This window comes from Kribbella capetownensis (genome assembly GCF_004331485.1).
Classification (GTDB): Bacteria; Actinomycetota; Actinomycetes; order Propionibacteriales; family Kribbellaceae; genus Kribbella; species Kribbella capetownensis.
On sequence record NZ_SJKD01000006.1, the window covers coordinates 82694 to 107772 of the forward strand.

Here is a 25079-nt window from a genome sequence, read left to right on the forward strand (position 1 = left end):
CGTCAGACGGCCTGCCAGAGCGAGAGGGCGAAGCGGGCTTCGGAGTCGGTCCACCACGCGGCCGACCCGAAGCCCGCTGTATCCAGCTCGGCCTCGACACCGGGGCGGTGGAACTTCGCGGAGATCTCGGTGTGCAGCACCTCTCCCTCGGCGAAGTCGAGCTCGAGGTGGACCTCCGGGATCAGCACGCGCATCGCACGGTCGGCCCGCAGCCGCATCTCGATCCACTCGTTCTCGGCGTCCCAGATCGCCACGTGGCTGAACGCCTCCACGTCGAAGTCCGCACCCAGCTGCCGGTTGATCACCCGCAGCACGTTCCGGTTGAACTCCGCGGTGACGCCCGCGCTGTCGTCGTACGCCGCGACCAGCGTGGCCGGGTCCTTCACCAGGTCGGTGCCGAGCAGCAGCCACTCCCCTGGCTCGAGCACCTCGCGGATCGAGGTGTAGAACGTCGCGCGCTCGCTCGGCAGGAGGTTGCCGATGGTGCCACCGAGGAACGCGACCATCCGTGGCGGATCGCCCGGCAGCTTGTCGAGATGCGCGGTGAAGTCACCGACCACGCCGTGCACCTCGAGCGCCGGGTAGTCCACGTTGATCGCGTCCGCCGCGTCCCGCAGCGCTGACTCCGACACGTCCAGCGGCACGAACGTGGTCAGCGTGCCCCGGTCGCGCAGTCCGTCGAGCAGCAGCCGGGTCTTCTCCGACGATCCGGAGCCGAGCTCGACCAGCGTGTGTGCCTTGGTGATGGCCGCGACCTCACCGGCCCGGGCCTGCAGGATCTCGCGCTCGGCGCGGGTCGGGTAGTACTCCGGCAGCCGGGTGATCTGCTCGAACAGGTCACTGCCGCGGGCGTCGTAGAACCACTTCGGGGGCAGCCACTTCGGGTCGGCGGTCAGCCCGGCCCGGACGTCCTCGCGCAGCGCGCGGCCGGCGTAGTCCGGGGTCAGATGTACGTCGATCGGGGTCACTCTGGTCCTTCCATCGGCGTGATGCTCAGCGTTGTGGCGGTGGCCACGAGCAACGAGCGGTCCGGTACTTCGTCCCAGTCGCCGCCACCGAACCGCTCGGAGGCGACCGTGGTGGAGTCGGCGGTGTGTTGCACCCACAGCGAATGCGTCCAGGAGGTCGCGACGATCTGCTCGCCGTCGGTCAGCAGCACGTTCAGCCGCGACCCGGGCGCCGCCGCCTCCACGTCCCGTACGACGGACGCGACGGCATCAGCCGCCGGAACATCCTTCAAGCGGTTGGCGATGAGCGCCCACAGCAGCTGGGAGTCGACCGGCGCCTCCAGCTGGAGCAGATCGACGACCGGCAGCGTCTCCGCCAGTTTGAGGGTCGACTCCGGCCACCCCGGGATCCGGCCGTTGTGGCTGAACAGCCAGTCCCCGGTCTGGAACGGCGCGACGACGGCTTCGCCGTACGGCATGCCCACCGTCCCGTCGCGGACGGCAGCCAGCACGGCGCGGGATCGGATCGAGCCGGCCAGCCCCGGCAGGTTCTCGTCGGTCCAGATCGGTACATTCCGCCGGTAGCGCACCGGTCGGCCGTCGACGTACCAGCCGAGGCCGAAGCCGTCGGCGTTCACTGTGCCGCCTCCGCGCATGTCGTGCGGGGACCAGCTTTGTTCGTACAGGGAGTGGGTGGGGTCGAGGACGAGGGAGGCCAGCGTGACCGGTGGGCCGACATAGGCCAGATGGCGGCACATCAGCCGTGCAGCTCCTCGGGCCGGGGGTCGCGGGCACACCGGAAGCCGGCGAAGATCTGCCGCCGGATCGGGTAGTCCCAGTTCCGGAAGGTGCTTCGGGCAACGACCTCGTCGGTCCCGAACGAGCCACCGCGGAGAATCTTGTAGTCCGGCCCGAAGAAGACCAGCGAGTACTCGTCGTACGGCCAGGCGCGGAAACCCGGGTACGGCCGGAAGTCGCTGGACGTCCACTCCCAGACATCGCCGATCAACTGCTCGACACCCAGCGGCGACGCGCCCGCCGGATACGCACCGACCGGCGCCGGCGCGAGGTGGCGCTGACCGAGGTTCGCGTGCTGCGGACCAGGGCTCTCGTCACCCCACGGGAAGCGCCGGGTCCGCCCGGTCGCCGGATCGAACCGGGCTGCGAACTCCCACTCCTCCTCGGTCGGCAGCCGCTTCCCGGCCCACTTCGCGTAGGCCTCGGCCTCGTAGAAGCAGACGTGCATCACCGGCTCGTCCAGCGGCAGCAGCTCACGGTTGCCGAACCGCGTCCGCCACCAGACACCATCGATCTGCTCCCAGAACCGCGGCGCGACCAGCGACGCCTTCTGGACATGGGCCCAGCCGGCCTCGGACCACCACTGCGGATCCTGGTAGCCGCCGCCGATCACGAACCGCAGGTAGTCCTCGTTCGTCACCGGCGCGGTGTCGATCACGTACGGCGCGACGTGGACGGCGTGTGCCGGTCGCTCATTGTCGAGCGCCCACGGCTCGACCGACGTACCCATCTCGAAGACTCCGCCCGGCACCAGCACCTCGGGCGCGGCCAGACGACGTCCGGTCGGTGGAGGCGGTGCGTCGAGCACCGGGACCCCGATCCGGAGCTGGTGTGTCGCCAGCATCGTCTCATCGTGCTGCTGCTCGTGCTGCACGATCATCCCGAAGGCGAACGCGTTGTCCACCAGCTCTCGCCCGCCGTCAAACTTCACGTGGTCGAGTACGTCCATCACCTTGGCCCGCACCTCGGTCACGTACGACCGGGTCTCGGCCGGGCCGAGCAGCGGCAGCGTCGGCCGGTCCGCGCGCGGGTGCATGAACGCGTCGTACAGCTCGTCGATGTCCTGCCGCAGCGGCTCGCGGCCGCCGACGTCGCGGACCAGCCAGAGCTCCTCCTGGTTGCCGACGTGCGCGTAGTCCCAGACCAGCGGCGACATCAGTCGGGAGTGCTGCTTGACCAGATCGTCGGTGTCGACGGCGTCGGTGAGGTGGACCGTCCGCGCCCGGGACCGCTCGAGCTGCTCGGCGACGAACGCGCGCAAGCCCTCGGGAGACAGATCGGACAGTTGGTGATTCATGAAGCTCGCCTTCCGTGGGTTTCGTCGACGATGCGATGGAGCCGGGTCGCGACTTCATCGATGAGTTCGGTGTCGGCACCGGTCCGGTCCAGCACCCTGGCTCCCAGCTCGACCACGTCCTCCGCGGCCTGCCGGGCCAGCTTGTCCTCCAGCCCGTCCCGGGCCGCCTCGATCCAGCGTCCCGCAGCCGGCTCGGCAGCAGCGAGGACGTCGTCGAGCACGGCAGGGTCGGACATCAGCGCGGTGAGCAGCAGGGTCGGGGCGATCCACCCGTCCCCCGGCTGCGCATCGAGGTAGCGCACCTCCAGATACCCACGCGCCCGGACCGGCGGGAACAGCGTGGACAGGTGATAGGTCAGGTCGTCGTACGTCGGTCTGTCGCCGGGCAACTCGCCCTCCGCCCAGGCACCGAAGGTCAGTCCGCGAGGCGCATCCCAGCGGTCGCCGCGGCGGAAGCACAGCACCGGCGCCTCCATCGCCAACCGCGCCCACGCGGCGGCCGGGTCGCCGTTGAGCGATGGCGGCTCGGTGAACGGGGCGTAGGTGCCGAAGGTGGCCTCGGTCCGCGCCGACGCCCAGCCGGTGTCGCTGCCGGCACGGTGGCGGGAGTTGGCGAACAGCGCGACCAGCGCCGGACCGAGATCATGCACGGCGCGCCAGCGCAGAGCGGTCTGATCCACTTCGCCGGCATCGAGGCAGATCTGCAGACCGGCGGTGCTGCACATCATCCGGGGACCGTGGGGCCCGAGTCGTTGCAAGGCGCGTTCCATCGCCGCGTAGCGCGGGACGGTGAGGATGCGGCGGGGAGTGCGGTAGGCGTCCAGGCCGTGATCGCCTGGAACCAGGTCCGCGGTGCGAAGGAGAGCCGTCAGCTCGGCCGCGTCGGCGGCGGTGTCGTCGATCAGCCCGGCGACCGAGGCCGCGGCGGGACCGGAGATCTCGACCTGGCCACCAGGCTCCACAGTGACCAGAGCGCCCCGGCCGAGCGGCAGTTGCGGGCTGCCGGGGACCAGGGTCGCGGGCGCGTGCGCGCCCAGGGCGGTGCGTAATCGGTCGGCGTCGAGCGGCCGGCGCGGATCTTCCGCATGATGCACGGTCCATTCGAGTTCGACGCCGTGCAACCGCGGCGGACCGTGCTTGAAACAGACCATCGCGACGAACCCCTCCGCTTCGGCCCGGGAGCCGATCGGAGTCGTCGCCGGAGTACCACCGGGCGAGGTCACGTCAGCGAACCTAACGCCGGACCTGCGGCCGGACAACTGACGGCGGGTTACCCGTCGGTGACGCCTGCAGCGCATCTCGAGTCATGCTCGCGATGCTGCCCGGCGCCACCGACAATTTCCGGGCCGGATCAGTCCGGAGCGGCCAGGTTCGCTCTCAGCGAAATCCTCACCAGGGTCAGCTCGGGCCTGGGTAACCGGCGCCGTACGCCTCGATCTCGTCGACGAACATCCCGGTGTTGCGGTCGTTGGTCCGCTTCTTGTCGAACGTGACCCGCACCCAGCGGGCAGCGGCGGGCGAGAACGACAGGTCGTACCAGACGTTCGAGGCACCGTTCACGGCCGTCGCCTCACCCCGGTCGGTGAAGTGCACACCGTCGACACTGGTGGCCACGGTGATCTTGTCCGGCCGGTAGTCCGGGTACTCCTCGTAGGCGTGCACCCGCACCGTCCCGACCGCCTGCCGACGACCGAGGTCGATGCTGACCACCGGCTGCACACTGTCGCCGACGTTCAGCAGCTCGTAGCCGAAGCTCTTGCCGTCGCCCCAGTCGTCACCGATCACACCGTCGGTCGCCTCCGTCTTGGCCGCATCCGGGAAGCGAGTCGACGGCTCGGTCCGCTCGTACGGCTTCCCCGCCGCGAGGTTCTGCTGGTGCAGCTGGTTGCCCGCCACTTCGAGGTCGAGCAGCTGGTACGGCGCCGTACCGCCGCTGGAACCAGTCGCCTCGATCCGTAGGTACTTCGCCTTGGCGTTCAGCCCGATGAAGTCGTCACCACCGTCACCAGTGCCCAGACCGGCCTCGGCCCACTTGGTCCCGTCGGCCGAGACCAGCACGCGGTACTTGTTCGCGTAGGTGCTCCCCCAGCGCAGCCGCACGCCGTCCACCTGCGCCTGGCGGCCGAGGTCCACCTGCATCCAGTTGGTGCCGCTGCCACTGGCCGGCTGCCAGGCGGTGGTGCCATTATCGTCGACTGCCTTCGCGGCGTTGCCACTGGAAGCGGCGGTCGGCTGGTGCCGGGCCAGGTCCTTGGCTACGACCGGCTTCCCGGCTGCAGCGTCCAGAGCGATCGCCCGGATCCGCTGCATGTAGGACACATCCGGCGAGTACTTGTCACTCCGCTGCACCACACTGGTCGCGAGGTCGTGTGCCAGGCCCGGATTGGTCTTGCCGAGCTGGTTGAGGACCTCCCAGTCCTCCATTCCGTCCCGCAGCGACTCGTAGCGCGGCGAGGCCTCGATGGTGTTGTGTTCCTTGTCCGGGCGAACGATGTACCCGTCACCCTTCACGTCCTGGTCGTCCATCGCGTACTGCCAGTTGCCGTAGGCCCAGTGCAGATAGCCGGTCGCCCCACGGCCGTACGCGAGCCACATGGTCTGCCGCTGGCTCCACTCCGGCTGGTCGATGAACCTGTTCAGGTGATTCCCGACCGGGATGTTGCAGTTGTAGAACCACAGCGGCTTGCCCTTGGCCTTCTCCGCGTCGTACGGCGCCGGATTCGCGGTGTAGGTGTGCAGGTTCGGGATCACGATGTCCTCGGCCTTGGCCACGCTCGGCGCCAACTGGTTGACGATCGCGTCGCCGATCTGGACATCCGGCCAGTACTGCCGAAGCTTCTGCTCCACACCGAACCAGCCGGTGTCACCGCCGGCGCCCGGCTCGTCGCCGACATGCATCCAGAACATGTCCTTCCAGCCCTTGTCGGCCAGGTGCTGGCGCAGCGCCGGGTAGAACTGCTTGTACCAGTTCTCCGCCTCCGGGGTGTCCCACCAGACGTAGTCCGGGACCTGCCGACCGGTCTCCTTCGGCGTCACCTCGACCAGGTACCGCGGCCACTGGCTGTTGTGCTCCGCGTTCTGCGGCCCGGCGCCGGTGAAGCCCTCGAGCCGGTTCACCACGCCCTTGTCCAGGAACCGCTGCACCACCTCGTCGAAGCGGCTGAAGTTGAAGCTGTAGTTGCCAGCGGCATCGACCTTGCTGCCGCCGTCGGTGAGCAGGTTGAGCAGCGGCAACTGCAGGTTGTTCTGCCGGTACCGCTTCATCGTGTCGGCCCAGTTGTCGATCAGCTGCCACCACTGCGGCGAGTACCGGTCGTGGCCGTAGAACAGCTTGACCGTGTCACCCTTGCCGGGGTCGTACGAGGTCAGCCCGAGGAAGTTCGTCCACATCACGTTGGTGAACTCGCTCTGGTTCGCCGGCGGGATCACCACGTTGCGCGCGTTCACCGTGATCGGCACGTGCAGGTCGCCGTTCGTCGTCCGCACCGTGGCCCGGCCCCGGTAGATGCCGCCGTGCGCGGTCGCGGGCACGTGCACGCGGACCCACAGCGACTGCGTCTGGCCTGCCGGTACGGCGATGCCCGTCTCGTTGAGCAGCCGGTCCGGGAAGTCGCCCGGCGCCTGTCGTGTCGTCGGCACGACGAACTGGTTGCCGCCGAAAACCGAGTTGTGGTTGAGGTACTCGTACCCGACCGGGTTGTAGCTGAGCTCGCTCGCCGGGATCGCGTCCGACGGTCCGGTCAGCGCCGTGAAATCGACCTTGTTCACGGTGAACGCCGCCGGGCCGCGCACCACGATCTGCGCTGCCTCGTAGTCGTTCTTGGCCGTGTCGAGCTGGATGTCGTCGCGGGCCTCCGGCGATCGCCCGCTGTCCTTGAAGACGGAGTTGTACGCCGTCTCGGTCCAGACGCCGGGCTTCACGCCGGCCGCCTCTCGTGCCTGCGCGACCGGCACGAACGCTGCCGAAGTCACCAGGAGTCCGCCTGCCACCACCGCATGTGTCCACCGCATGCCGAACAGCCAACGCGCGGAACCGCACGGCGGCAATCCTCTGGATGAAGGCGGCCTAGACCAATCAGCGGAAACGCGGGCAGGTGGTGCAGGCGTTCACGTTCGGCAGCACATAGACGTAGCAGCACGACGTTCGCAGCTTCTGCTCCAGCGACACGGCGAACGCCTCAGCGGCCTGTTCGGCGTACGGCGCCTCATCCGGCAAGCGGATCGCGGCCCGCACCTCGTCGTCGACGGCACCGAAGCGCTGCAGCGACCCAAGCTTCACAGCGGGCAGATAGGAGTCCAGAAACGCTGTCGTGTGGGCCTTCAGCTGTGCGGCCGCTGTGGCCATCGGCACGGCCTCCTGTGACAGCAGCGCGACCTCGACCGGGTAGTGCGCGGTCGGGTGCCGCCGGAACGCCAGTGCGGACGGCGAGACCTCGGGTGAGACACCGGCTGCGGCTGCCGTCACTCCGGCCACCAGCGAGGGGACCTGGACGTACCACATCAGCGTGAACATGGCTGCGACCTGCACCGGCGGATCGATGGCGTACTCGCGCCCGTAGTCCTCCTGCACAGCAGTCCGCCACGCGTACGTCGGATCGCCGCCGGCCTGCTGCTCCGAGATCACGTCAGCACACGACACCCACTCCGGTCCGGGCACGGAGTCCGCCGTACGCACGGACATCCAGGTCACCGAGTCGGCGAGGACGTCCGCGAGATCGCTGACGGATTGGCTCACCCAACCAGCCTACGGTCCGGGACGACGACGGGTGCTCCCCCGACGTCGACCACGGTGGCCTGCAGACCGAACACGTCTTCCAGCAGTTCCGCGGTCAGTACGTCGACCGGTCGTCCCTCGGCGGCAATCCGGCCCTCGCCCATCACCACGAGGTGGTCGGCGTACTGCGCGGCAAGGGTGAGGTCGTGGAGCACGACAACCACAGTCCGGCCGGAGCCGTGAGCCGCCGCGTGGACCACGTTCATCACGTCGACCGCGTGGGCCAGGTCCAGGTACGTCGTGGGTTCGTCCAGCAGCAGGTGTGGCGTGCCCTGGGCCAGCACCATCGCGATCCACACCCGTTGCCGTTGGCCACCAGACAGCTGGTCGACCGGGCGCTCACGCAGTTCGGTCAGCTCGACGGCCGCGAGTGCCTCGTCGATCGCGGCGTCATCCTCAGCGGTCAGCCGCCCGAACAGTCCGCGGTGCGGATGGCGTCCGCGCGATACCAGCTCGGCAGCTGTGATCCCCTCCGGCGTCACCGGCCCTTGCGGCAGCACACCGAGCTTCCGGGCCAGCTCACGCGCCGGCAGCTTGTGGATGTCCTTGCCGTCCAGCAACACCTGACCGCTCTGCGGAGTGAGCAGTCGGCTCATCCCCCGCAGCAGCGTGGACTTACCCGATCCGTTCGGCCCGACCACAGCGGTCAGCTGCCCGGCCGGCACCTCCAGCGTCAACCCGGACACCACCGGCGCATCCCCGCCGTACGCGAGGGTGAGGTTCTCGACGTGCACTGATCAGCGTCCCTTCTGCTGACGGCCGATGAGGTGTAGGAGGTACGGCGCTCCGCACGCAGCTGTGATGATGCCGACCGGAAGCTCGTACGGACCGACCTGCAACCACTGCAGTCCGTTTCGGGCGACCAGATCGGCCAGTACGACGAACAGTGCGCCGAGCATCGCGGTGGTGAGCAACGGGGGCCGCTCCATCCGGGTCAGCCGCTGCGCGATCTGCGGCGCCACCAGTGCGACGAACGCGATCGGGCCCGCTCCCGCGGTTGCCATCGCGGCGAGCACCGTCGCCACGATCAGCAACGCCAGCCTGATCCGCGCCACCCGCACGCCGAGCGACGACGCGACGTCGTCCCCGAGCACCAGCGCGGACAGGTCCCGGTTGAACATCATTGCCACCGGCAACAAGAGCACCACGGCGAACAGCACCGGAATTGCATCACTCCAGGCTCGCGCGTTGAGTGAACCGGCCAGCCATGCGGCCGCCCGGCCTGCGTCGTTGACATCACCGATCACCAGCAACCACGCGACGAGTGAGTTGGCCGCGGCCGCGATCCCGACCCCGATCAGCACCACGCGCCCGGCGTCCACCACGCCACGCTGGATTGACAACGCACCGACGATCAACGTCGCGATCAGCCCGCCCAGTACGGCGGCCAGCGGGATGCCGACCTTGGCCGCGGCACCCGAGATGTTCCCACCGCCACTGCCGGCGAGCACGATCACCGCGACGGCACCCGCGGACGCACCGGAGTTGACACCGACGATGTCCGGACTGGCCAGCGGGTTGCGGGACAAGGTCTGCAGCAATGCGCCCGACACGGCGAACGCGATGCCGACCAGCAGGCCGGTGGCCACACGTGGCAGCCGCAACTCGAGCACGACGAGACGCGTACCGTGGCGGCCACCTCCGAGCAGTACCTCGATCACGTCGGCGAGCGGGAGTTTCGTCGTACCGACGCTCAGGGAGACGAGCGCGATCACGATGGCGAGGACCGCGAAAGCCACGCTGAGCATTACCGTCCGCGACTTCACAGCGCCACCGCCCGGCGGCGTACGACGATCACGAACAAGGGCGCGCCGACGATGCCGAGGACGACGCCGGCCTGGACCTCACCGGCACCGCCGACCAGCCTCCCGACCAGGTCGGCGAGCACCAGTGCGGTCCCGCCGATGACAGCCGCGCCCGGGATCAGCCAGGTGTTGCGGGCGCCGAAGATCCGGCGAGCGACATGGCCGGCGAGCAGTCCGAGGAAGCCGATCGGACCGCAGGCCGCGACTCCCGCAGCAGTGAGCAACCCGATCGAAACCAGCCCGACCAAGCGCGCCCGGCGGATCGACAAACCCAGACCAGCGGCCACATCGTCGCCGAGCGCCAGCAGATCGAGGTCGCGAGCGTTGATCAAGGCAAGGATCAGACCGACCGCCGCGAACGGCAGCACCTGCCCCGCGACATCCAGGCCGCGGCCTGCGACCGAACCGACCGCCCAGAAGCGATAGCCGTCGAGGGTGTTGGCGTCGAGCAGCACGATCGCCGAGGTCAACGCACCGAGCATCGCGGCCACCGCGGCGCCGGTCAGCGCCAGCCCGACCGGCGACGCTCCGTTCCCCCGCGAGGCCAGGCGCTGCACACCGAACGTCGCCACCAACGCGCCCACGAGCGCGACCCACACCGTCGACGAGACCGACTCGACCCAGCCGAGCTGCAACCCGAGTACGACGGCGAACGCGGCGCCCGAGCTCACACCGAAGATCCCCGGCTCGGCCAGCGCGTTGCGGGTGTGGCCCTGCATCAACGTCCCGGCGACGCCCAGGCAGACGCCGATCAGGACGGCCACCACCGTGCGCGGGAAGCGCAGGCTGCGGACGATCACGTCCGGATCGGACCCGTCGTTCGCGGTCAGTGCGTGCCACAACGCGCCAGGCCCGAGCCCCCTCGACCCGAATGCGAGGCTGGCCGCGAAGGCCAGCACCAGAACGACGACGAGCACGAGCAGCGCGGCAGTACGACGTACTGCGGGACGGCCGGTGCGGACCGGTGGCGGCGCGGCCGGGCGTGCGGTCGGGACGGCGGAGGACATATGGTTAGGGTTGCCTTAGTTCAACGTTGTGGTGAGTCACCTTAACCTGCGAGCCGTCCTGACCAGGAGACACCTGTGCGCCTGCCCCGAATCACCGCCCTGCTCGCCGTCGCCGCACTGGCTCTGACCGCCTGCGGCTCCGCCGCGGACTCCGAGGACTCCCCGGACGCGGCCGGAGCGTCCTCGGCCGGGTTCCCGCGCACCGTCGAGCACGCGATGGGCAAGACCGAGATCCCGGCCAAGCCGAAGCGGGTGGTGGCGCTGGACGCGAGCTTCGTCGACGCGACGCTGATCCTGGACACACCGGTGGTCGGGTACACCGACTACCGCAGCATCAACGGGAAGCTGCCGGACTACCTCGGCGACGACCGCAACACCCTGGGCGGCGAGGCGGAGGCGGTCGGCACGCTGGCCGAGCCGAACCTGGAGAAGATCGCCGCGCTGAACCCGGACCTGATCATCACCGCGAAGGTCCGGCACGAGAAGCTGTACGACCAGTTGTCCGCGATCGCGCCGACGGTGATGTCCGAGACCACCGGGCCGACCTGGAAGGACAACATCCGGCTCGAGGCGAAGGCGCTCGGCGCGGAGGACCTGGCCGAGAAGGAGCTCTCGTCGTACGAGAAGGCGGCCAAGACCGTCGGCGACGCGATCAACGCGAAGGCGAAGAACCCGGCGATCTCGGTGGTCCGCTTCGTCGACGGGCCGACCCGGCTGTACCAGAACGCCAGCTTCTCCGGCATCGTGCTGAAGGACGCCGGCCTGAAGCGGCCCGCGCCGCAGGACGTGAACGACTTCGCACTCGAGATCAGCCCGGAGCGGATCAAGGACGCCGACGGCGACGCGATCTTCGTCACTGTGTACGCCGACGAGAAGGGGCTGAGCGCCAAGACCGCCGGGCAGTTCAAGGCCAACCCGCTGTGGACGCCGCTGGCGCCGAAGGTGCACGAAGTCCCCGACCTCACCTGGATGACCGCGGTCGGTCTGCAGGGCGCGTGGTCGATCCTGACCGACCTGGCCAAGACCTTCGACGTCCCGGCTCCGGTCAAGGCCGACTGAGACGTCCGCGGCGATCGACGCCTAAGGGCGGTAGATAGGGTCGGCAGTATGACGGCTCTGACCCGGTGGCATGTCGGTCCGTGGACCACGCGCGGTACTCGCCCCGGCTCGCCGTTCGAGCCGGGGCTGAAGCGGACGCCCGACGAGTTGAACTTCGACATCGTCGGGCTGTCGCGCATCCTCGGCCGGCGGCAGACGCTGCCGGAGGAGATGCTGGTACGCCGCTGCCAGGCCGCATTGCGCCCGACCGATCCACGGCCGTGCGGCGTCCAGACCCTGACCGACCCGGACCTCGCCCGCGACCTCGCCGAAACCGCCGAACGCGCCTTCACCTGGATCGCCGCCCAAGCCCCCTCCGGCTACGAGTTCGCCCTGACCGACGCCGTAGAACTCCGCCCCCTCCTGGACCTGGATGCTCCCGTCGTCGCGATCGAGGCCGTCATCCACCAGGCCGCCGTACCCCTCCCGGCTGCCCGCCTAGCCACCTCCCACGTACGCCGCTCCACCTCAGGCCACTGGTACGCCGGCAACGCCGTCTGCAACTGGTCCGGCCCCCACGACACAGCAGCCGAAGCAACCGCCGCCGTACAAGCCGCACGCGAAGACCTGGTCACTCAACTACAAGCCACCGGCCGAGAAGACCTCGCACGCACCGCAAGCCGCTGGCCACCAGTCCCCGCCGAACCCGCGTAGTCCCCTCTGCTGGGCTGACCCACCAGATGGTGGGTTGGCCCACCGGATTCTCGTTGGCCAACCCACCTTCTCGTGGGCTGACCCATCCCAGGGCGCGGGAGGTCGGGCTAGGCGGACTGGGTTAGGGGTGGGTGGGTTGGGGTGGTGGGATCCAGGAGGTGTTGGCGGAGGAAGGTCAGTTCGGCTTCGACTGCGGCCTCGTGGCTTTCGAGGAAGGGGGCGTAGTGGTTGCCGGGGAGGCGGACCAGCTCGGCCTTGGAGGACTTGGCGGCGGCTGCGACGGCCGGAGCAGCTAGGGCGGAGCGGTCGTCATTGCAGACCACGTAGAGCAGTGGGCAACGGATGTCGGCGGCGTACTTCGCTGGGCGGTAGAACGCGGCACGCGGAATCGAGCGCGCGGCCAGGGTCTGCTGCCAATCGGGGTACTTGTTGCCCGGGTTGAGGACGGCATCGCCGAGCTGGGCGTCAGGGGTGTTGAGCAGCGCGACTGTCCCACGCGGGCCGGACAGCGCCACCAGCTTCGGAGGTCGCCCGACCAGAGCGCCAAGGGTGTCCAGGAGGGTTCGACCTGCCAGTCGGAGTGCGCCGAGCGGGCTCTGGTAGCGAGACGCCGTGCGAGTCACGACCGGCCCATCGACGTTCGGAGACTGCGCGATCGCGGCGGCAATCCGATCATCTTCCGCGGCGAGCTGTACGACGTACCCGGCGCACAACGAGAACGACCAGAGCGCGACCCGCTCGACCCCGGGAAGGGTCGCGGCGAAACCGATCGCCGCCCGCCAATCCGTCAGCTGCCCGCCGATCGGCGCGACCTGCCGCGGCTCACCACCACTCTCACCGAAGTTGCGATAGTCGAACGCCAGCACACTGAAACCAGCCGCCGCGAAGCGCTCGGCGAACCGGTCGGTGCCCGGCTCCTTGGTGACCCCGAACCCACCGGTCATCACCACGCAGCCGCCGTTCGACCCCGGATAGTGCCAGCCCGCGCACTCCACACCCGCACTGCTGAACCACACCTTCTCGCGCATACTCAAAAGTGAACCACGTGGTTCGCAAACTGTCCATGACTCTGCTCAGAACCACCGGAACGCAGGAATCAGGCGGACTCTTCGCGCTCGAGCGCCCGGACCAGCGCGGCGAACCCGGCCTCGATCCCGGCGCCGTCACCACTGGTACGCCACTCGATCAGGAACCCTCGCAGCGTCGCGAGGATCAACTCCGCGACCTCGCCCTTGCGCCGCTCGGACCACGCCGCCGGGCAGATCGACAGCAACGCCGGCAGGTACTGCTTCGACGCCTCCCGGGCCAGATCGGCGTACCGCGCCGGGTCGTACATCGCCAGGCCGATCGCCTGGTCCAGCACCCACGACTCCGGGCCGACCAGGACCGGCCACATCGACCGGACCCGATCAGCCAGCGGCCGATCGGCGCCCTCGGTCGCGGCCGCGAGACTGCGACTGATCCGCCGCTCACGCAACTGCAGGACGGACTCCGTCAGCAACTCCTCGGGACCGGCGAAGTGATACAGCAGCACCTTGTGCGTCGTACCGGCCGCACGGGCGGCCCGCCGGAGCGAGAAGTCCACCAGCCCGTTCTGGCCGAGGTCGTCGGCGACGCGATCGAGCAGTTCCCGCCGCCGCGCCTCCCCGCGCGGCGACTTCGCCGACCGCCGGTAGCCCGCCCGTTCCTCAGTCACCCGGACAGTGTCACTTAAGTGAAGCTGGCAACGAAGTACCCGACGCCATAGGGGGCAGCGCCATACGTCAGGTTGCCGGTGAGGGTGGTCGCCCTGAGTGCACCCGCGAGGACCTGCCAGGGAGCGCGGCCTGCCGCTTGCAGGACAGTCGCCAGGTCCGGATCGAGGGCGGCAAGAACGTCCAGATCGACGCTCCGCAAGGCCTCTGCGACCGTCGCGTCGAAGATCTCGGCCCGGGGATGCAGATGCACCGGCGCGTGATCGCTCCGGCGGGCCGAGCCGTCGCCCATCACCAGCAACCCGATCCGATCGTTGCCCTCGGCAATCTCCCGCCCGAGGGCCAGGCAGGTCTCTGGCGAGTCGTCGGCCACCGAGATCGACGTACGCCGTACGCCGGCCGCCTTGCTCTGGCCGACCAGCCAAGCCCCGACCAGCAAGGAAAGCGGCAACACCGGCTCACCGTCCCCGACTCGCACCTGCGGAGCGCCGTACGCCGCGAAGCTGCCGCCCGCGGATGCGTCGTACCGGCGCCCGACCGGGCCGGATCCGACGATCACCAGGCTGTCGGCAGCTGCGAGTCCGTCGATCGCCGCCAGGCAGGCCGCGCGCAGCGGATCGAGCTCGGGCGCGGCGCCGAACGCGAGCTCGGGCACGATCACCGGCGGATGCGGACAGACCGCGGCAACGACGACCGGCACTAGCGGAGTCCCCGGCCGTGGCGCAGAAACAGGAACCCTTCGTCGGTCGTGAGGACCTGCAGCAACGGCAACGATCGTGCCTCGGTGGCCGCCAGGCCGTCGGTGATCCGGCGTGCACCCGGTCCCGCGAGCAGCGGCGACACGGTCAGGCAGAGCTCGTCGACCAGATCGGCACCGGTGAGTGCGCCGAGAAGATGCGGACCGCCTTCGCACAAGATCTGCGGCAGTCCGCGCTCGACCAGCCCGGCCACCGCTTGGTTCAGGTCCACGGTCTCGTCGCCACAGATCATCACGTCCGCCACCTTGGCGAGAGCCTCGCGCTGGTGGTCCGGCGAGGACGCACAGGTGATGACGATCGGCCGTACGGGCGCCTCGGTGAAGACCGTGCTGTCGGCAGCCAACTCGAGTCGCGCGGAGACCACGGCCAGCGTCGGGTTCTCCGGCCAGCCCTGCTCGTTCCGCCAGCCACGCCGCTTCGCGCCGAGCCGGAGCCCGCCGTACCCCTCGGCACGGAGCGTGCCCGCACCGACCAGGACCACGTCGGCGAGCATCCGCAGCCGGCCGAGCATGCTCTGGTCGTCCTTGCTGGACAGGCCGCCGGACAGACCCTCCAGCGTGACGGCTCCGTCGAGGCTGGTGACGAAGTTCGCCCGCAGTCGAGGGACCGACCGATCGGGCACCGTGTAGGCGGCGATCAGGTCGTCCTCGGTCAGCTCGGCCCCGACAGCACAGTTCCGGATCACACCAGGCTCCTTCGGGTGTACGCAGGCGTCGCCGTCTTCCGCAGGACGGCGATCAGGTCGAGGGCCTGCCGGGTCCCGGCGATGTCGTGGACCCGGAACACCCGGGCGCCGAGCCAGGCCGCGATGCTGACGGCCGCCAGCGTCGCCGGCCCGCGCCGGCCGGACGGCAGGTCGAGGGTCTCGCCGAGGAAGTCCTTGTTCGACATCGCCACCAGCACCGGCCAGCCGGTCGCGGCCAACTCGTCGATCCGGCGGGTCACCTCGAGCGAGTGCAGGGTGTTCTTGCCGAAGTCGTGGGTCGGATCGATGACGATCCCGTCCGGCCGTACCCCGGCCGCGATGGCCCGCTCGGCCAGTGCGGTGGTCGTCCGGATCACGTCCGCGACCACGTCGTCGTACGCCATCCGGTGCGGGTCGGTCCGAGGTTTCAGCCCGCCGACGTGACTGCAGATCAGCCCGGCCCCGGACTCAGCCGCCGCGGCGGCGATGTCGGGATCGTGGCCGGACCAGGTGTCGTTGATCAGGTTCGCGCCGGCCGCGCCGACCCGGCGGGCGACGCCGCTGCGGTAGGTGTCGACGCTGATCAGGAGCTCGGGGTGGCGATCGCGCACGGAGGCGACGAAGTCCACGGTCCGGCGCAGTTCCTCGGTCTCGTCGACCGCTTCGCCGTACCCGGCCTTGACGCCGCCGATGTCGACCAGGTCCGCGCCGTCGGCGACGGCCTGGTCGATCGCCGACAACGCGGCCTCTTCCGCGAAGGTGGCGCCGCCGTCGAAGAACGAGTCCGGGGTGCGGTTCACGATCGCCATCACCGCGAACTCCCCCGGCCCGAACGACCGAGTGCCGAGCCGCAGCACACCACTGGGTTCCGGATCCACGCGCCGACTCTATCGGCCGGACCTGCGGCACTCACCAACCCCCGCGAAGGGCCGGACACAGCTGGCAGCCGAGCGTGCGTCGCCCGGATCGAGCGTCGTTGCTGAGTGCCTGAGGTCCGCGGCCAGTGTCGCTCGCGCCACATATCCTATAGGATTCCCCGCGACAGACCGCCCACAGCTGCAGAATGGGTCTTCGATGCCACGGTTCACCGAGTTAGAGACGTACGACGTCCGCTTCCCTACGTCGCTGGACCTGGACGGCTCCGACGCGATGAACACCGACCCGGACTACTCGGCGGCGTACCTGATCCTGCGCACCGATGCCGGCGACGGGCTCGAGGGGCACGGCTTCGCCTTCACCATCGGCCGCGGCAACGACGTCCAGACCGCGGCGATCGAGGCGCTCCGCGACCACGTGATCGGGCTCGACCTGGACGCGACGCTGGCCGACCTCGGTGGGTTCTGGAAGTCGCTCGTGCACGATTCGCAACTGCGCTGGCTCGGCCCGGAGAAGGGCGTCATGCACATGGCCATCGGCGCCGTCGTGAACGCGGTCTGGGACCTGGCCGCCAAGCGGGCCGGCGTACCGCTGTGGAAGCTGTTGTCCGACCTGACGCCGGAGCAGATCGTCGACCTGGTCGACTTCCGGTACCTCACCGACGCGCTGACCCGGGACGAGGCGCTGGAGATCCTGCACGCCGCCGAGTCCGGTCGCGCGGACCGCGAGGCGACCCTGCGCGAGCGCGGGTATCCGGCGTACACCACGACTCCGGGCTGGCTCGGATACGGCGACGACAAGCTGGTCCGGCTGTGCCACGAGGCGGTCGCCGAGGGCTTCACCCAGATCAAGCTCAAGGTCGGCGCGAACCTGGACGACGACATCCGCCGGATGCGGCTGGCCCGCGAGGCCGTCGGCCCGGACATCCGGATCGCGATCGACGCCAACCAGCGCTGGGACGTCGCCGACGCGATCCGGTGGGTCGAGGCGCTCGCGCCGTACGACGTCTGGTGGGTGGAGGAACCGACCAGCCCGGACGACGTACTCGGGCACGCGGCCATCGCTCGCGCCATCGCCCCGATCCGCGTCGCGACGGGCGAGCACGTGCAGAACCGGGTCGTGTTCAAGCAGTTGTTGCAGGCCGAGGCGCTGTCCATCCTGCAGCTCGACTCGGCCCGGGTCGCCGGGGTGAACGAGAACGTCGCCATCCTGCTGCTGGCCGCGAAGTTCGGCGTACCGGTGTGCCCGCACGCCGGTGGAGTCGGGCTGTGCGAACTGGTCCAGCACCTGTCGATGTTCGACTACGTCGCGGTCAGCGGGTCGATGGAGAACCGGGTGATCGAGTACGTCGACCATCTGCACGAGCACTTCCTGGACCCGGTGGTGATCCGCGACGGCCACTACGTGGCGCCGGTGCGGCCCGGGTTCGGCGCCGAGATGGATGCCGAGACGCTCTGCGACTTCCGGTATCCGAGTGGCAAGATCTGGACCGACCTCACAAAGGAGAACAAGTGACGGACTTCGCCGGCCTCCGTGCAGTTGTCACCGGTGGCGCGTCGGGTATCGGCCTCGCGGCCGCCCAACTGCTGGCCGCCCGTGGCGCCCGGGTGGTTGTCTTCGACCTCAAGCCCGATGTCGCCGAACCGCTGACCGGGATCGCAGCTGACGTGACCGACGACAGCTCGGTCCGGGACGCCGTCGCGGCGGCCGCGCTGCAACTCGGCGGGATCGACATCGTGGTGAACAACGCCGGCATCGGCGCCCAGGGCACGGTCGCGGCCAACGATGACGACGAGTGGCACCGCGTCCTCGACGTCAACGTGGTCGGGATCGCCCGGGTGACCCGGGCCGCGCTGCCGTACCTGCGCAAGTCCGAGTCCGCCGCGATTGTCAACACCTGCTCGATCGCCGCCACCGCGGGCCTGCCGAACCGAGCCTTGTACTCCGCGAGCAAGGGCGCCGTACTGGCTCTGACGATGGCGATGGCGGCCGACCACGTCCGCGAGGGGATCCGGGTGAACTGCGTGAACCCGGGCACCGCGGACACGCCGTGGGTCGGCCGGCTGCTCGACGTCGCGGACGACCCGGCCGCTGAGCGGGCGGCCCTCGAGGCCCGGCAGCCGATGGGTCGGTTGGTGTCGGCCGACGAGGTCGCGCAGGCGATCGCCTATCTGGCCAGTCCGTTGTCGGGTTCGACCACGGGTACGGCGATCGCCGTCGACGGCGGGATGCAGAACCTGCGGCTCCCGGCGGTGAAATCGTGAGGCTCTTCCCGGAAGACCAGCGGATCGGGCTCGGCGGTGCACCGCTGGGGAACCTGCTCGGTGAGGTCCACGACGCCGACGCGGTCGCGACCGTGAACGCCGCCTGGGACGAGGGGTGGCGGTACTTCGACACCGCTCCGCACTACGGTCTCGGGTTGGCCGAGGAACGGCTCGGAGTCGGCCTGCAGGGCAAACCGCGGGACGAGTTCGTGCTGTCGAGCAAGGTCGGCCGGATCATCTACGAGGCCGAGGACGCGGCCACCGACGACGAGGGGTTCGAGGTCAGCTCGAAGCGGCGGCGGCGCTGGGACTTCTCTCGCGACGGCGTGCTGCAGAGCATCGAGGACTCGCTGCGCCGGATCGGTACCGACCGGCTGGACGTCGTGTTCGTGCACGACCCGGACGACCACTACGAGGAAGCGGTCGCGACCGCGTTCCCGACGCTGATCGAGCTGCGCGACCAGGGTGTGATCGGCGCGATCGGCTCCGGCATGAACCAGACCGCGATGCTGACCCGGTTCGTCCAGGAGATCGACATCGACGTGATCATGCTGGCCGGCCGCTACTCGCTGATCGACCCCGACGGGCTGGACGACGTACTGCCGGCCTGTCTCGAGCACGACGTACAGGTAGTTGCTGTGGGCATCTTCAACTCCGGCCTGCTGTCCCAGCCGCGGCCCGCACCCGGCGCCACGTTCAACTACGAACCGGCGGCCGCATCCCTGGTGGACAAGGCGAATCGGCTGGCCGACGTCTGCGAGGCCCACAACACCACGCTCCCCGCTGCGGCCCTCGCCTTCCCGCTCTTCCACTCAGCAGTAGCCGGCATCGCCGTAGGCTGCCGCACGCCCGACGAGGTCCACACCAACGCGACCCTGGCCCGGACCGAGGTCCCCAAGGCCCTCTGGTCCGACCTGAAGTCCGAAGGCCTCCTCCGCGAAGACGCCCCCACGCCGTAAAGCGTCTCAAACAGCCGTCACCTGTTGAGGTGAGAGGTTGAGGTGGCGCAGTAGTTGGGCGTTGAGGGCCACGACGATGGTGGAGATGGACATCAGGACGGCGCCGACGGCCGGGGAGACGAGGATGCCGGCGAAGGCCAGTACGCCGGCGGCCAACGGGACCGTGATGACGTTGTAGCCGGTGGCCCAGATGAGGTTCTGCCACATCTTGCGGTAGCTGGCCTTCGAGAGAGTGATCACGGAGAGGACGGCCCTCGGGTCGTCGGCGGCGAGTACGACGCCGGCGGATTCAATCGCGACATCCGTGCCGGCGCCGATCGCGATGCCGACCTCGGCGCGGGCCAGGGCGGGCGCGTCGTTCACGCCGTCACCGACCATGGCGACCTTGAGCCCGCGGGCCTGCAACTCAGCTACCTTGGCGTCCTTGTCCTGCGGGAGGACCTCGGCGAAGACTTTGTCGATCCCGAGTTCCTTGGCAACCGCGTCGGCCACCTGATGTGCGTCACCGGTGATCATCGCGACCTTCACGCCATGCCGATGCAGCGCGTCCACGGCCTGGCGGGATTCTTCGCGAACCTCGTCCTCCAACGCGATCGCCCCGAGCACCCGGCCGTCACGAACCACGTGCAGCACCGCGGCCCCGCGCCCCTTCCATGCCTCGACATCCGCCTCGACATCCGCCTCGAGCCCGGCCGGCTCAGGTACGCCGTACTCCCGCAGGAACGCCGGACCGCCGACGGCAACCTCGGTGCCGTCGACAACAGCCTGCACGCCTCGCCCGGTCAGCGAACGGAACTCCGACGCAGTCAACCGAGCCGCCCTACCCGCGCCAACAGCAGCCCGGACCTCATGCGCGCGGACGATTGCCCTCGCCAACGGATGTTCGCTGTCCGCCTCGACCGCGGCCGCGAACTCCAGCAACTCCTCGTCGGACACCGATCCGACTGTTGTCACCCCAGTCACGGCCGGCTCGCCCTTGGTCAGCGTGCCGGTCTTGTCGAACAACACCACATCGATCGTCCGCATCCGCTCCAGCGCCAACCGGTCCTTCACCAGTACGCCGGCCTTCGCGGCACGCTCGGTCGAGATCGCGATCACCAGCGGAATCGCCAGCCCGAGCGCGTGCGGGCAGGCGATCACCAGCACCGTCACGGTCCGCGTCACGGCCTCGTCGAGCTCACCGAGCAACGTCCAGACCACGAACGTGATCAGTCCGGCGATCGACGCGAAGTAGAAGAGGAACGCCGCGGCCCGATCCGCCAGCGCCTGCGCGCGGGACGACGAGGCCTGTGCCTCCGCCACCAGCCGCTGGATGCCGGCCAGCGCGGTGTCGTCCCCGACGGCGGTGATCTCGACCCGCAGAGCGTTGTCGGTGGCAACGGTTCCCGCGACCACAGAGTCACCGACCGCACGGGCGACCGGCCGCGATTCGCCGGTGATCATCGACTCGTCGACCTCGGCCTGCCCCTCGACCACGGTGCCGTCGGCGGGCACACGTCCACCCGACCGCACCAGTACGACGTCCCCTTCGCGCAGGTCGTGCAGCATCACCTCGACCACGCCGTCGTCGGTCACCTTCTCGGCCGAGTCGGGCAGCAAGGCGGCCAGCGCGTCGAGCGCACCGGACGCGGCGCCGAGCGCCCGCATCTCCAGCCAGTGACCGAGCAGCATGATCACGATCAGCAGCGCGAGCTCCCACCAGAAGTCCAGATCGAACCCGCCGATCTCCAAGGTGGTCACCCACGACGCGACGAACGCGACCGTGATCGCCATCGAGATCAGCAGCATCATCCCTGGCCGGCGGGACTTCAGTTCGCTCCATCCGCCGGTCAGGAACGGCTGGCCGCCGTACACGAAGATCACGGTGCCGAGGACCGGCGCGATCAGCCCGGAGCCGGTGAAGTCCGGGCGGTTGTAGCCGAGCAGGTCGGCGAACATCTCGCTGAAGAACACCACCGGAACCGCCAGCGCCAGGCTGATCCAGAACCGGTCCTTGAACTGCGCCGCATGATCCCCATGCCCGCCATGACCTGAATGCCCGGCGTGATCCGCGTGCGCGCCGTGCTCGTGCTCTTCCATACCCCGAAGGTACCCCCTAGGGGTATGGAATCTCTACAGAGGGTCGATGTCGGTCAGGCTGTCCGGGGTCAGCTCGAGCCAGCGGGTGATGCCGATCTCGCGCAGGAACGGCACGTCGTGGCTCGCGATGATCACCGCACCGCTGTACGACGAGAGCGCGTCCTTGAGCTGGGCGACACTGGACAGATCGAGGCTGTTGGTCGGCTCGTCGAGCATCAGCAACTGCGGCGGCGGCTCCGCCAGCAGCAGCGCGGCCAGCGTCGCCCGGAAGCGTTCGCCACCGGACAAGGTGCTGATCAGCTGATCGGCGGCCCGGCCCCGGAACAGGAAGCGTGCCAGCCGCGACCGGCGTTCCTGGTTCTCCGTGCCCGGCGCCAGCAGCGCCAGGTTGTCCACGATCGACAGGTCGTCGCGGAGCAGGTCGAGCCGCTGCGGGAGGTACCGGAACGGCACGACCGGCAACGAGTCACTGGTGATCGACTGCAACAGCGTCGTTTTACCTGCGCCGTTCGGGCCCGTCAGCGCGATCCGCTCCGGCCCACGGATCTCCAGATCCACGGTCGCCCCGGTGCGCAGCTTGTGCTCCTCCAGCCGGAGCACGACCCGCCCTGCCGGTACGGCGGTCTTCGGCAGGTCGACGCGGATCGCCTCGTCCTCGTGGACCTTGGCCTCCGCCTCGGCCACCGCGTCCTGTGCCGACTCGAGCCGGTCGGACTGCATCCCGAGATGCTTGCCCGCCGACACCTGCGCCGACCGCTTGAGCCCGCCCGCGATGATCTTCGGGATCCCGCCCTGTTCGAACGCCCGCTGGCCCCGCGCCCGGCGCTGGTCCATCTTCATCCGCGCCTCGACCAGATCGCGCTTCTGCTTGCGGGCGTCGGACTCGGCCGCCCGAAGCGTCCGCTCCGCGGCTTCCTGCTCGACCGCCACCGCTTCCTCGTACGCAGTCAGGTTGCCGCCGTACCAGGTGATGTCGCCCTTGCGCAGGTCACCGATCTGGTCAACCCGGTCGAGTAGTTCGCGGTCGTGGCTGACGATCAGCAACGCACCACGGAACTGGTCGACGGCGTCGTACAGGTGCCGGCGAGCCCGCAGGTCGAGGTTGTTGGTCGGTTCGTCGAGCAGCAGTACGTCGGGACGCCGCAGCAACTCGGCGGCCAGGCCGAGCAGGATCGTCTCGCCGCCGGACAGCTCACCGACGCTCCGGTCGAGGTCGATCGCGCCCAGGCCGAGCTTGCCGAGCAACGCCTCGGCGCGTTCGTCGACGTCCCACTCGTCGCCGACGATCGCGAAGTTCTGCTCCGAGGCGTCCCCGGACTCGATCGCGGTGACGGCACGGCGGATCGCGTCGATGCCGAGCGCCTGGTCGACCCGCAGACCGGTGTCGAGGGTCAGGTCCTGAGGCAGGTACCCGAGCTCGCCGGCCACCCGGATCGTGCCGCGCTGCGGCGTCAACCGGCACGCGATCAGCCGCAGCAGCGTCGACTTGCCGGCGCCGTTGCGGCCGACCAGACCGGACCGCACGGGTCCGGCGACGAAGTTGAGCCCGTCGAACAGGACGTCGCCGTCCGGCCAGGCGAAGAAGAGGTCCGTACAGGTCAGGGAATTACTCATATGCGTGTACTCCGAACGAGGTCTTGGACGAGACCGCGCACCAGAACGGGCGGCGATCACCGGCTGCAGAAAAGACCTCGGAGTTACAACGCGACCCCTGACGTCGGGAATGGGACGTCCACCACAGTAGCGGGCCGTACTTCGCCCGTTCAACCATTTTCCCGGCGCTTGCGCCAGGCAACGATCACCAGGTCGACCAACGCGACGACCGCCAGCACCACGCAGGTGATCACCCAGCCGGCCGGTACGTCGTACGCCGCGAACAGGATCGCGGACGTGACGAACAGCGCCACGCCGAAGCAGGACAGCACCAGTCGCAGCGTCAGCGCACTCCGCGGTGGCGGCGGTTCGAACGCCATACCACCGGACTACCTCAGGGCGCCTTGCGGAGCCAGGTCTCGACGCCGGCGATGTGGGCCGTCATCCAGGCACGGGCGGCCTCGGCGTCACCGGCCTCGATCGCGTCCAGGATCGCGGCGTGCTCGGACAGCGTCCGCTCGACCGCCCCGGCCTGGGTGACACCGCGCCAGATCCGGGCCCGCTGGGTCGCGCCGGAGATGCCGTCGAGCAGCGAGCAGACGACCATGTTCCCGGTCGCCTCGGCGATGCCGCGGTGGAACTGCAGGTCGTTGGCGACCAGCTCCTCCACCTCGGCATCGGGCGTGAGGTCGCTGCACAGCAGCCGCAGGTCGGTCACCTGCTGCCGGTTGATCCGGGTCGCGGCGAGCGCGGCGACTCCTGGCTCGAGCAGCCGCCGGACCTCGAAGAACTGCAGCACGGAATCGTCGCGGTGCAGGTCGACCATGAAGTTCAGCGCGTCGAGCAGATGCGCCGAGTCCAGGCTGGTGACATAGGTGCCGTCACCGTGCCGGACGTCGAGGACGTTGACCAGCGTCAACGCCTTCACCGCTTCGCGCAGCGAGTTCCGCGACAGGCCCAGCCGCGCCGCGAGGTCGGCCTCCTTCGGCAGCCGGTCCCCCGGACCCAGTTCCCCCGAGGTGATCATCCCTTTGATCTTGACGATCGCCTCATCCGTCAACGCCATCTGGTCAGTATGCCGCCGAACCACTCAACGACGTACCGCGACAGCATCCACTTCGAAGCTCATCTCCGGCAGGGCGAGCGAGGCGACGCCGAGCAGGGTCTGGACGGGCGGCCGCTCGGGCCAGTACTTCGCGATCACCTGACCGAGCGCCGCGAGCTTCTCCGGCGAGTGGTCGACGATGTACGTCCGCAACTGGAACACGCTGTCGTAGTCGAGCCCCACGGACCGCAACGCAATGCCGAGGTTGGCGAACGCAAGGTCCAACTGCTCCTCGAACCCGGCGACCGCGACGTGACCGTCAGCACCGGAGGCGTACTGCCCGGCAACGAGAACGAAATCCCCGACCTCAGCGACATGGCTGTAGCCGAACCCCGTCGGATCGTGCAGACCGGCCGGATTGCTGATCATCACGCACCTCTGTTCTTGTTCTGGACGTCGAATATCCAGAACATAGCAGTCGCCGGAGGTTGGTGGTCGAGGAAGACCAGTGGAGGGGAAGTGGACTGATCCGGAGCGTGACGTTGGCCACATTTCTGCGCAGTCGTGATCATCACCTGGGGCGAGTGCGCAACTGCATACAGTGGCCAGTTAGGCTGGAACCGTACACCGTGGGTCACCGTCGGAGTCGCCGGAAACCCTCCACTGCAAGGCGTCCCGGACCCCCTCGGACCGGACGGCAGAGCATCGGCCGATCACCGTCGCGCCGATGAGCTGAAACACCTGTC

24 protein-coding genes are annotated in these 25079 nt (G+C 69.2%); 5 read left to right on the top strand and 19 right to left on the bottom strand.

From position 1 onward, the window contains the following. Window positions 1-2: 2 nt before the first annotated feature. The 9 genes from egtD to E0H75_RS25345 form a co-directional block, all read right to left on the bottom strand. On the bottom strand, window positions 3-968 hold the full coding sequence (egtD, locus tag E0H75_RS25305; RefSeq protein WP_131516158.1) for an L-histidine N(alpha)-methyltransferase: 966 nt from the start codon (window positions 966-968) through the stop codon (window positions 3-5). After that, window positions 965-1705, bottom strand: a complete 741-nt coding sequence (gene egtC / locus E0H75_RS25310) for an ergothioneine biosynthesis protein EgtC (protein ID WP_131516159.1) — start codon at window positions 1703-1705, stop codon at window positions 965-967. Before egtC ends, egtD begins: the two co-directional genes overlap by 4 nt. Continuing rightward, complete coding sequence (egtB, locus tag E0H75_RS25315) at window positions 1705-3042, bottom strand: ergothioneine biosynthesis protein EgtB (RefSeq protein WP_131516160.1); 1338 nt, start codon at window positions 3040-3042, stop codon at window positions 1705-1707. The genes egtC and egtB overlap by 1 nt, the downstream gene beginning before the upstream one ends. Then, window positions 3039-4265 (bottom strand): glutamate-cysteine ligase family protein, encoded by a 1227-nt coding sequence (locus tag E0H75_RS25320; protein ID WP_131516161.1) that lies wholly within the window; start codon window positions 4263-4265, stop codon window positions 3039-3041. The genes egtB and E0H75_RS25320 overlap by 4 nt, the downstream gene beginning before the upstream one ends. Before the next feature lie 175 nt (window positions 4266-4440). After that, the gene (locus E0H75_RS25325) at window positions 4441-7053 is read right to left on the bottom strand and encodes a glycoside hydrolase domain-containing protein (RefSeq protein ID WP_131516162.1); all 2613 of its coding nucleotides are present in this window, start codon (window positions 7051-7053) and stop codon (window positions 4441-4443) included. Between the two features lie 64 nt (window positions 7054-7117). Then, complete coding sequence (locus tag E0H75_RS25330; protein WP_131516163.1) at window positions 7118-7777, bottom strand: (2Fe-2S)-binding protein; 660 nt, start codon at window positions 7775-7777, stop codon at window positions 7118-7120. Then, on the bottom strand, window positions 7774-8550 hold the full coding sequence (locus E0H75_RS25335; RefSeq protein WP_131516164.1) for an ABC transporter ATP-binding protein: 777 nt from the start codon (window positions 8548-8550) through the stop codon (window positions 7774-7776). Before E0H75_RS25335 ends, E0H75_RS25330 begins: the two co-directional genes overlap by 4 nt. 3 nt (window positions 8551-8553) lie before the next feature. Beyond that, on the bottom strand, window positions 8554-9582 hold the full coding sequence (locus tag E0H75_RS25340) for a FecCD family ABC transporter permease (RefSeq protein ID WP_165554026.1): 1029 nt from the start codon (window positions 9580-9582) through the stop codon (window positions 8554-8556). Further along, a complete protein-coding gene (locus tag E0H75_RS25345) occupies window positions 9579-10628 on the bottom strand; it encodes a FecCD family ABC transporter permease (protein WP_131516165.1) in 1050 nt (349 codons plus the stop codon). The genes E0H75_RS25340 and E0H75_RS25345 overlap by 4 nt, the downstream gene beginning before the upstream one ends. Window positions 10629-10703: 75 nt before the next feature. Between E0H75_RS25345 and E0H75_RS25350 the strand changes: the two genes are divergently transcribed. Together E0H75_RS25350 and E0H75_RS25355 are read left to right on the top strand one after the other, a co-directional pair. Then, window positions 10704-11687 (top strand): ABC transporter substrate-binding protein, encoded by a 984-nt coding sequence (locus tag E0H75_RS25350; RefSeq protein ID WP_131516166.1) that lies wholly within the window; start codon window positions 10704-10706, stop codon window positions 11685-11687. 48 nt (window positions 11688-11735) lie between these two features. Continuing rightward, window positions 11736-12380 (top strand): hypothetical protein, encoded by a 645-nt coding sequence (locus E0H75_RS25355; protein ID WP_131516167.1) that lies wholly within the window; start codon window positions 11736-11738, stop codon window positions 12378-12380. 107 nt (window positions 12381-12487) lie between these two features. Here the strand turns inward: E0H75_RS25355 and E0H75_RS25360 are convergent, their stop codons facing one another. The 5 genes from E0H75_RS25360 to folP all read right to left on the bottom strand — a co-directional run bounded on the left by E0H75_RS25360 (window position 12488) and on the right by folP (window position 16395). Further along, window positions 12488-13408: an alpha/beta hydrolase gene (locus tag E0H75_RS25360; RefSeq protein WP_131516168.1), complete on the bottom strand. Its 921-nt coding sequence runs from the start codon at window positions 13406-13408 to the stop codon at window positions 12488-12490. A 68-nt stretch (window positions 13409-13476) separates the two neighbouring features. Beyond that, the gene (locus tag E0H75_RS25365) at window positions 13477-14076 is read right to left on the bottom strand and encodes a TetR/AcrR family transcriptional regulator (RefSeq protein ID WP_131516169.1); all 600 of its coding nucleotides are present in this window, start codon (window positions 14074-14076) and stop codon (window positions 13477-13479) included. A 14-nt stretch (window positions 14077-14090) separates the two neighbouring features. Continuing rightward, window positions 14091-14774, bottom strand: coding sequence for a class III extradiol dioxygenase subunit B-like domain-containing protein (locus E0H75_RS25370; RefSeq protein ID WP_131516170.1), 684 nt, complete (start codon window positions 14772-14774; stop codon window positions 14091-14093). Next, window positions 14774-15517: a pyrimidine reductase family protein gene (locus E0H75_RS25375; RefSeq protein ID WP_238163267.1), complete on the bottom strand. Its 744-nt coding sequence runs from the start codon at window positions 15515-15517 to the stop codon at window positions 14774-14776. The genes E0H75_RS25370 and E0H75_RS25375 overlap by 1 nt, the downstream gene beginning before the upstream one ends. Further along, window positions 15514-16395, bottom strand: coding sequence for a dihydropteroate synthase (gene folP / locus E0H75_RS25380; protein WP_475009187.1), 882 nt, complete (start codon window positions 16393-16395; stop codon window positions 15514-15516). The genes E0H75_RS25375 and folP overlap by 4 nt, the downstream gene beginning before the upstream one ends. Window positions 16396-16591: 196 nt before the next feature. Here folP and E0H75_RS25385 point away from each other — a divergent pair, with 196 nt between their 5' ends. From E0H75_RS25385 to E0H75_RS25395, 3 genes are read left to right on the top strand one after another with little or no spacing between them, the layout of a single operon-like run. Continuing rightward, complete coding sequence (locus E0H75_RS25385) at window positions 16592-17908, top strand: L-fuconate dehydratase (protein WP_131516171.1); 1317 nt, start codon at window positions 16592-16594, stop codon at window positions 17906-17908. Beyond that, the gene (locus E0H75_RS25390) at window positions 17905-18657 is read left to right on the top strand and encodes an SDR family NAD(P)-dependent oxidoreductase (RefSeq protein ID WP_131516172.1); all 753 of its coding nucleotides are present in this window, start codon (window positions 17905-17907) and stop codon (window positions 18655-18657) included. The genes E0H75_RS25385 and E0H75_RS25390 overlap by 4 nt, the downstream gene beginning before the upstream one ends. Next, window positions 18654-19616 (top strand): aldo/keto reductase, encoded by a 963-nt coding sequence (locus E0H75_RS25395; RefSeq protein WP_131516173.1) that lies wholly within the window; start codon window positions 18654-18656, stop codon window positions 19614-19616. Before E0H75_RS25390 ends, E0H75_RS25395 begins: the two co-directional genes overlap by 4 nt. Before the next feature lie 6 nt (window positions 19617-19622). Here E0H75_RS25395 and E0H75_RS25400 read toward each other — a convergent pair whose 3' ends face one another. The 5 genes from E0H75_RS25400 to E0H75_RS25420 form a co-directional block, all read right to left on the bottom strand. Continuing rightward, window positions 19623-21695, bottom strand: a complete 2073-nt coding sequence (locus E0H75_RS25400; protein WP_131516174.1) for a copper-translocating P-type ATPase — start codon at window positions 21693-21695, stop codon at window positions 19623-19625. A 33-nt stretch (window positions 21696-21728) separates the two neighbouring features. Next, window positions 21729-23309 (bottom strand): ABC-F family ATP-binding cassette domain-containing protein, encoded by a 1581-nt coding sequence (locus tag E0H75_RS25405; protein WP_131516175.1) that lies wholly within the window; start codon window positions 23307-23309, stop codon window positions 21729-21731. A 149-nt stretch (window positions 23310-23458) separates the two neighbouring features. Beyond that, window positions 23459-23668, bottom strand: a complete 210-nt coding sequence (locus E0H75_RS25410) for a DUF6343 family protein (protein WP_131516176.1) — start codon at window positions 23666-23668, stop codon at window positions 23459-23461. Between the two features lie 14 nt (window positions 23669-23682). Continuing rightward, entirely contained in the window at window positions 23683-24354 is a 672-nt protein-coding gene (locus E0H75_RS25415; RefSeq protein ID WP_131516177.1) for a FadR/GntR family transcriptional regulator, read from the bottom strand. A gap of 24 nt (window positions 24355-24378) precedes the next feature. Then, the gene (locus E0H75_RS25420) at window positions 24379-24762 is read right to left on the bottom strand and encodes a Rid family hydrolase (RefSeq protein ID WP_131516178.1); all 384 of its coding nucleotides are present in this window, start codon (window positions 24760-24762) and stop codon (window positions 24379-24381) included. Window positions 24763-25079 lie beyond the last annotated feature (317 nt).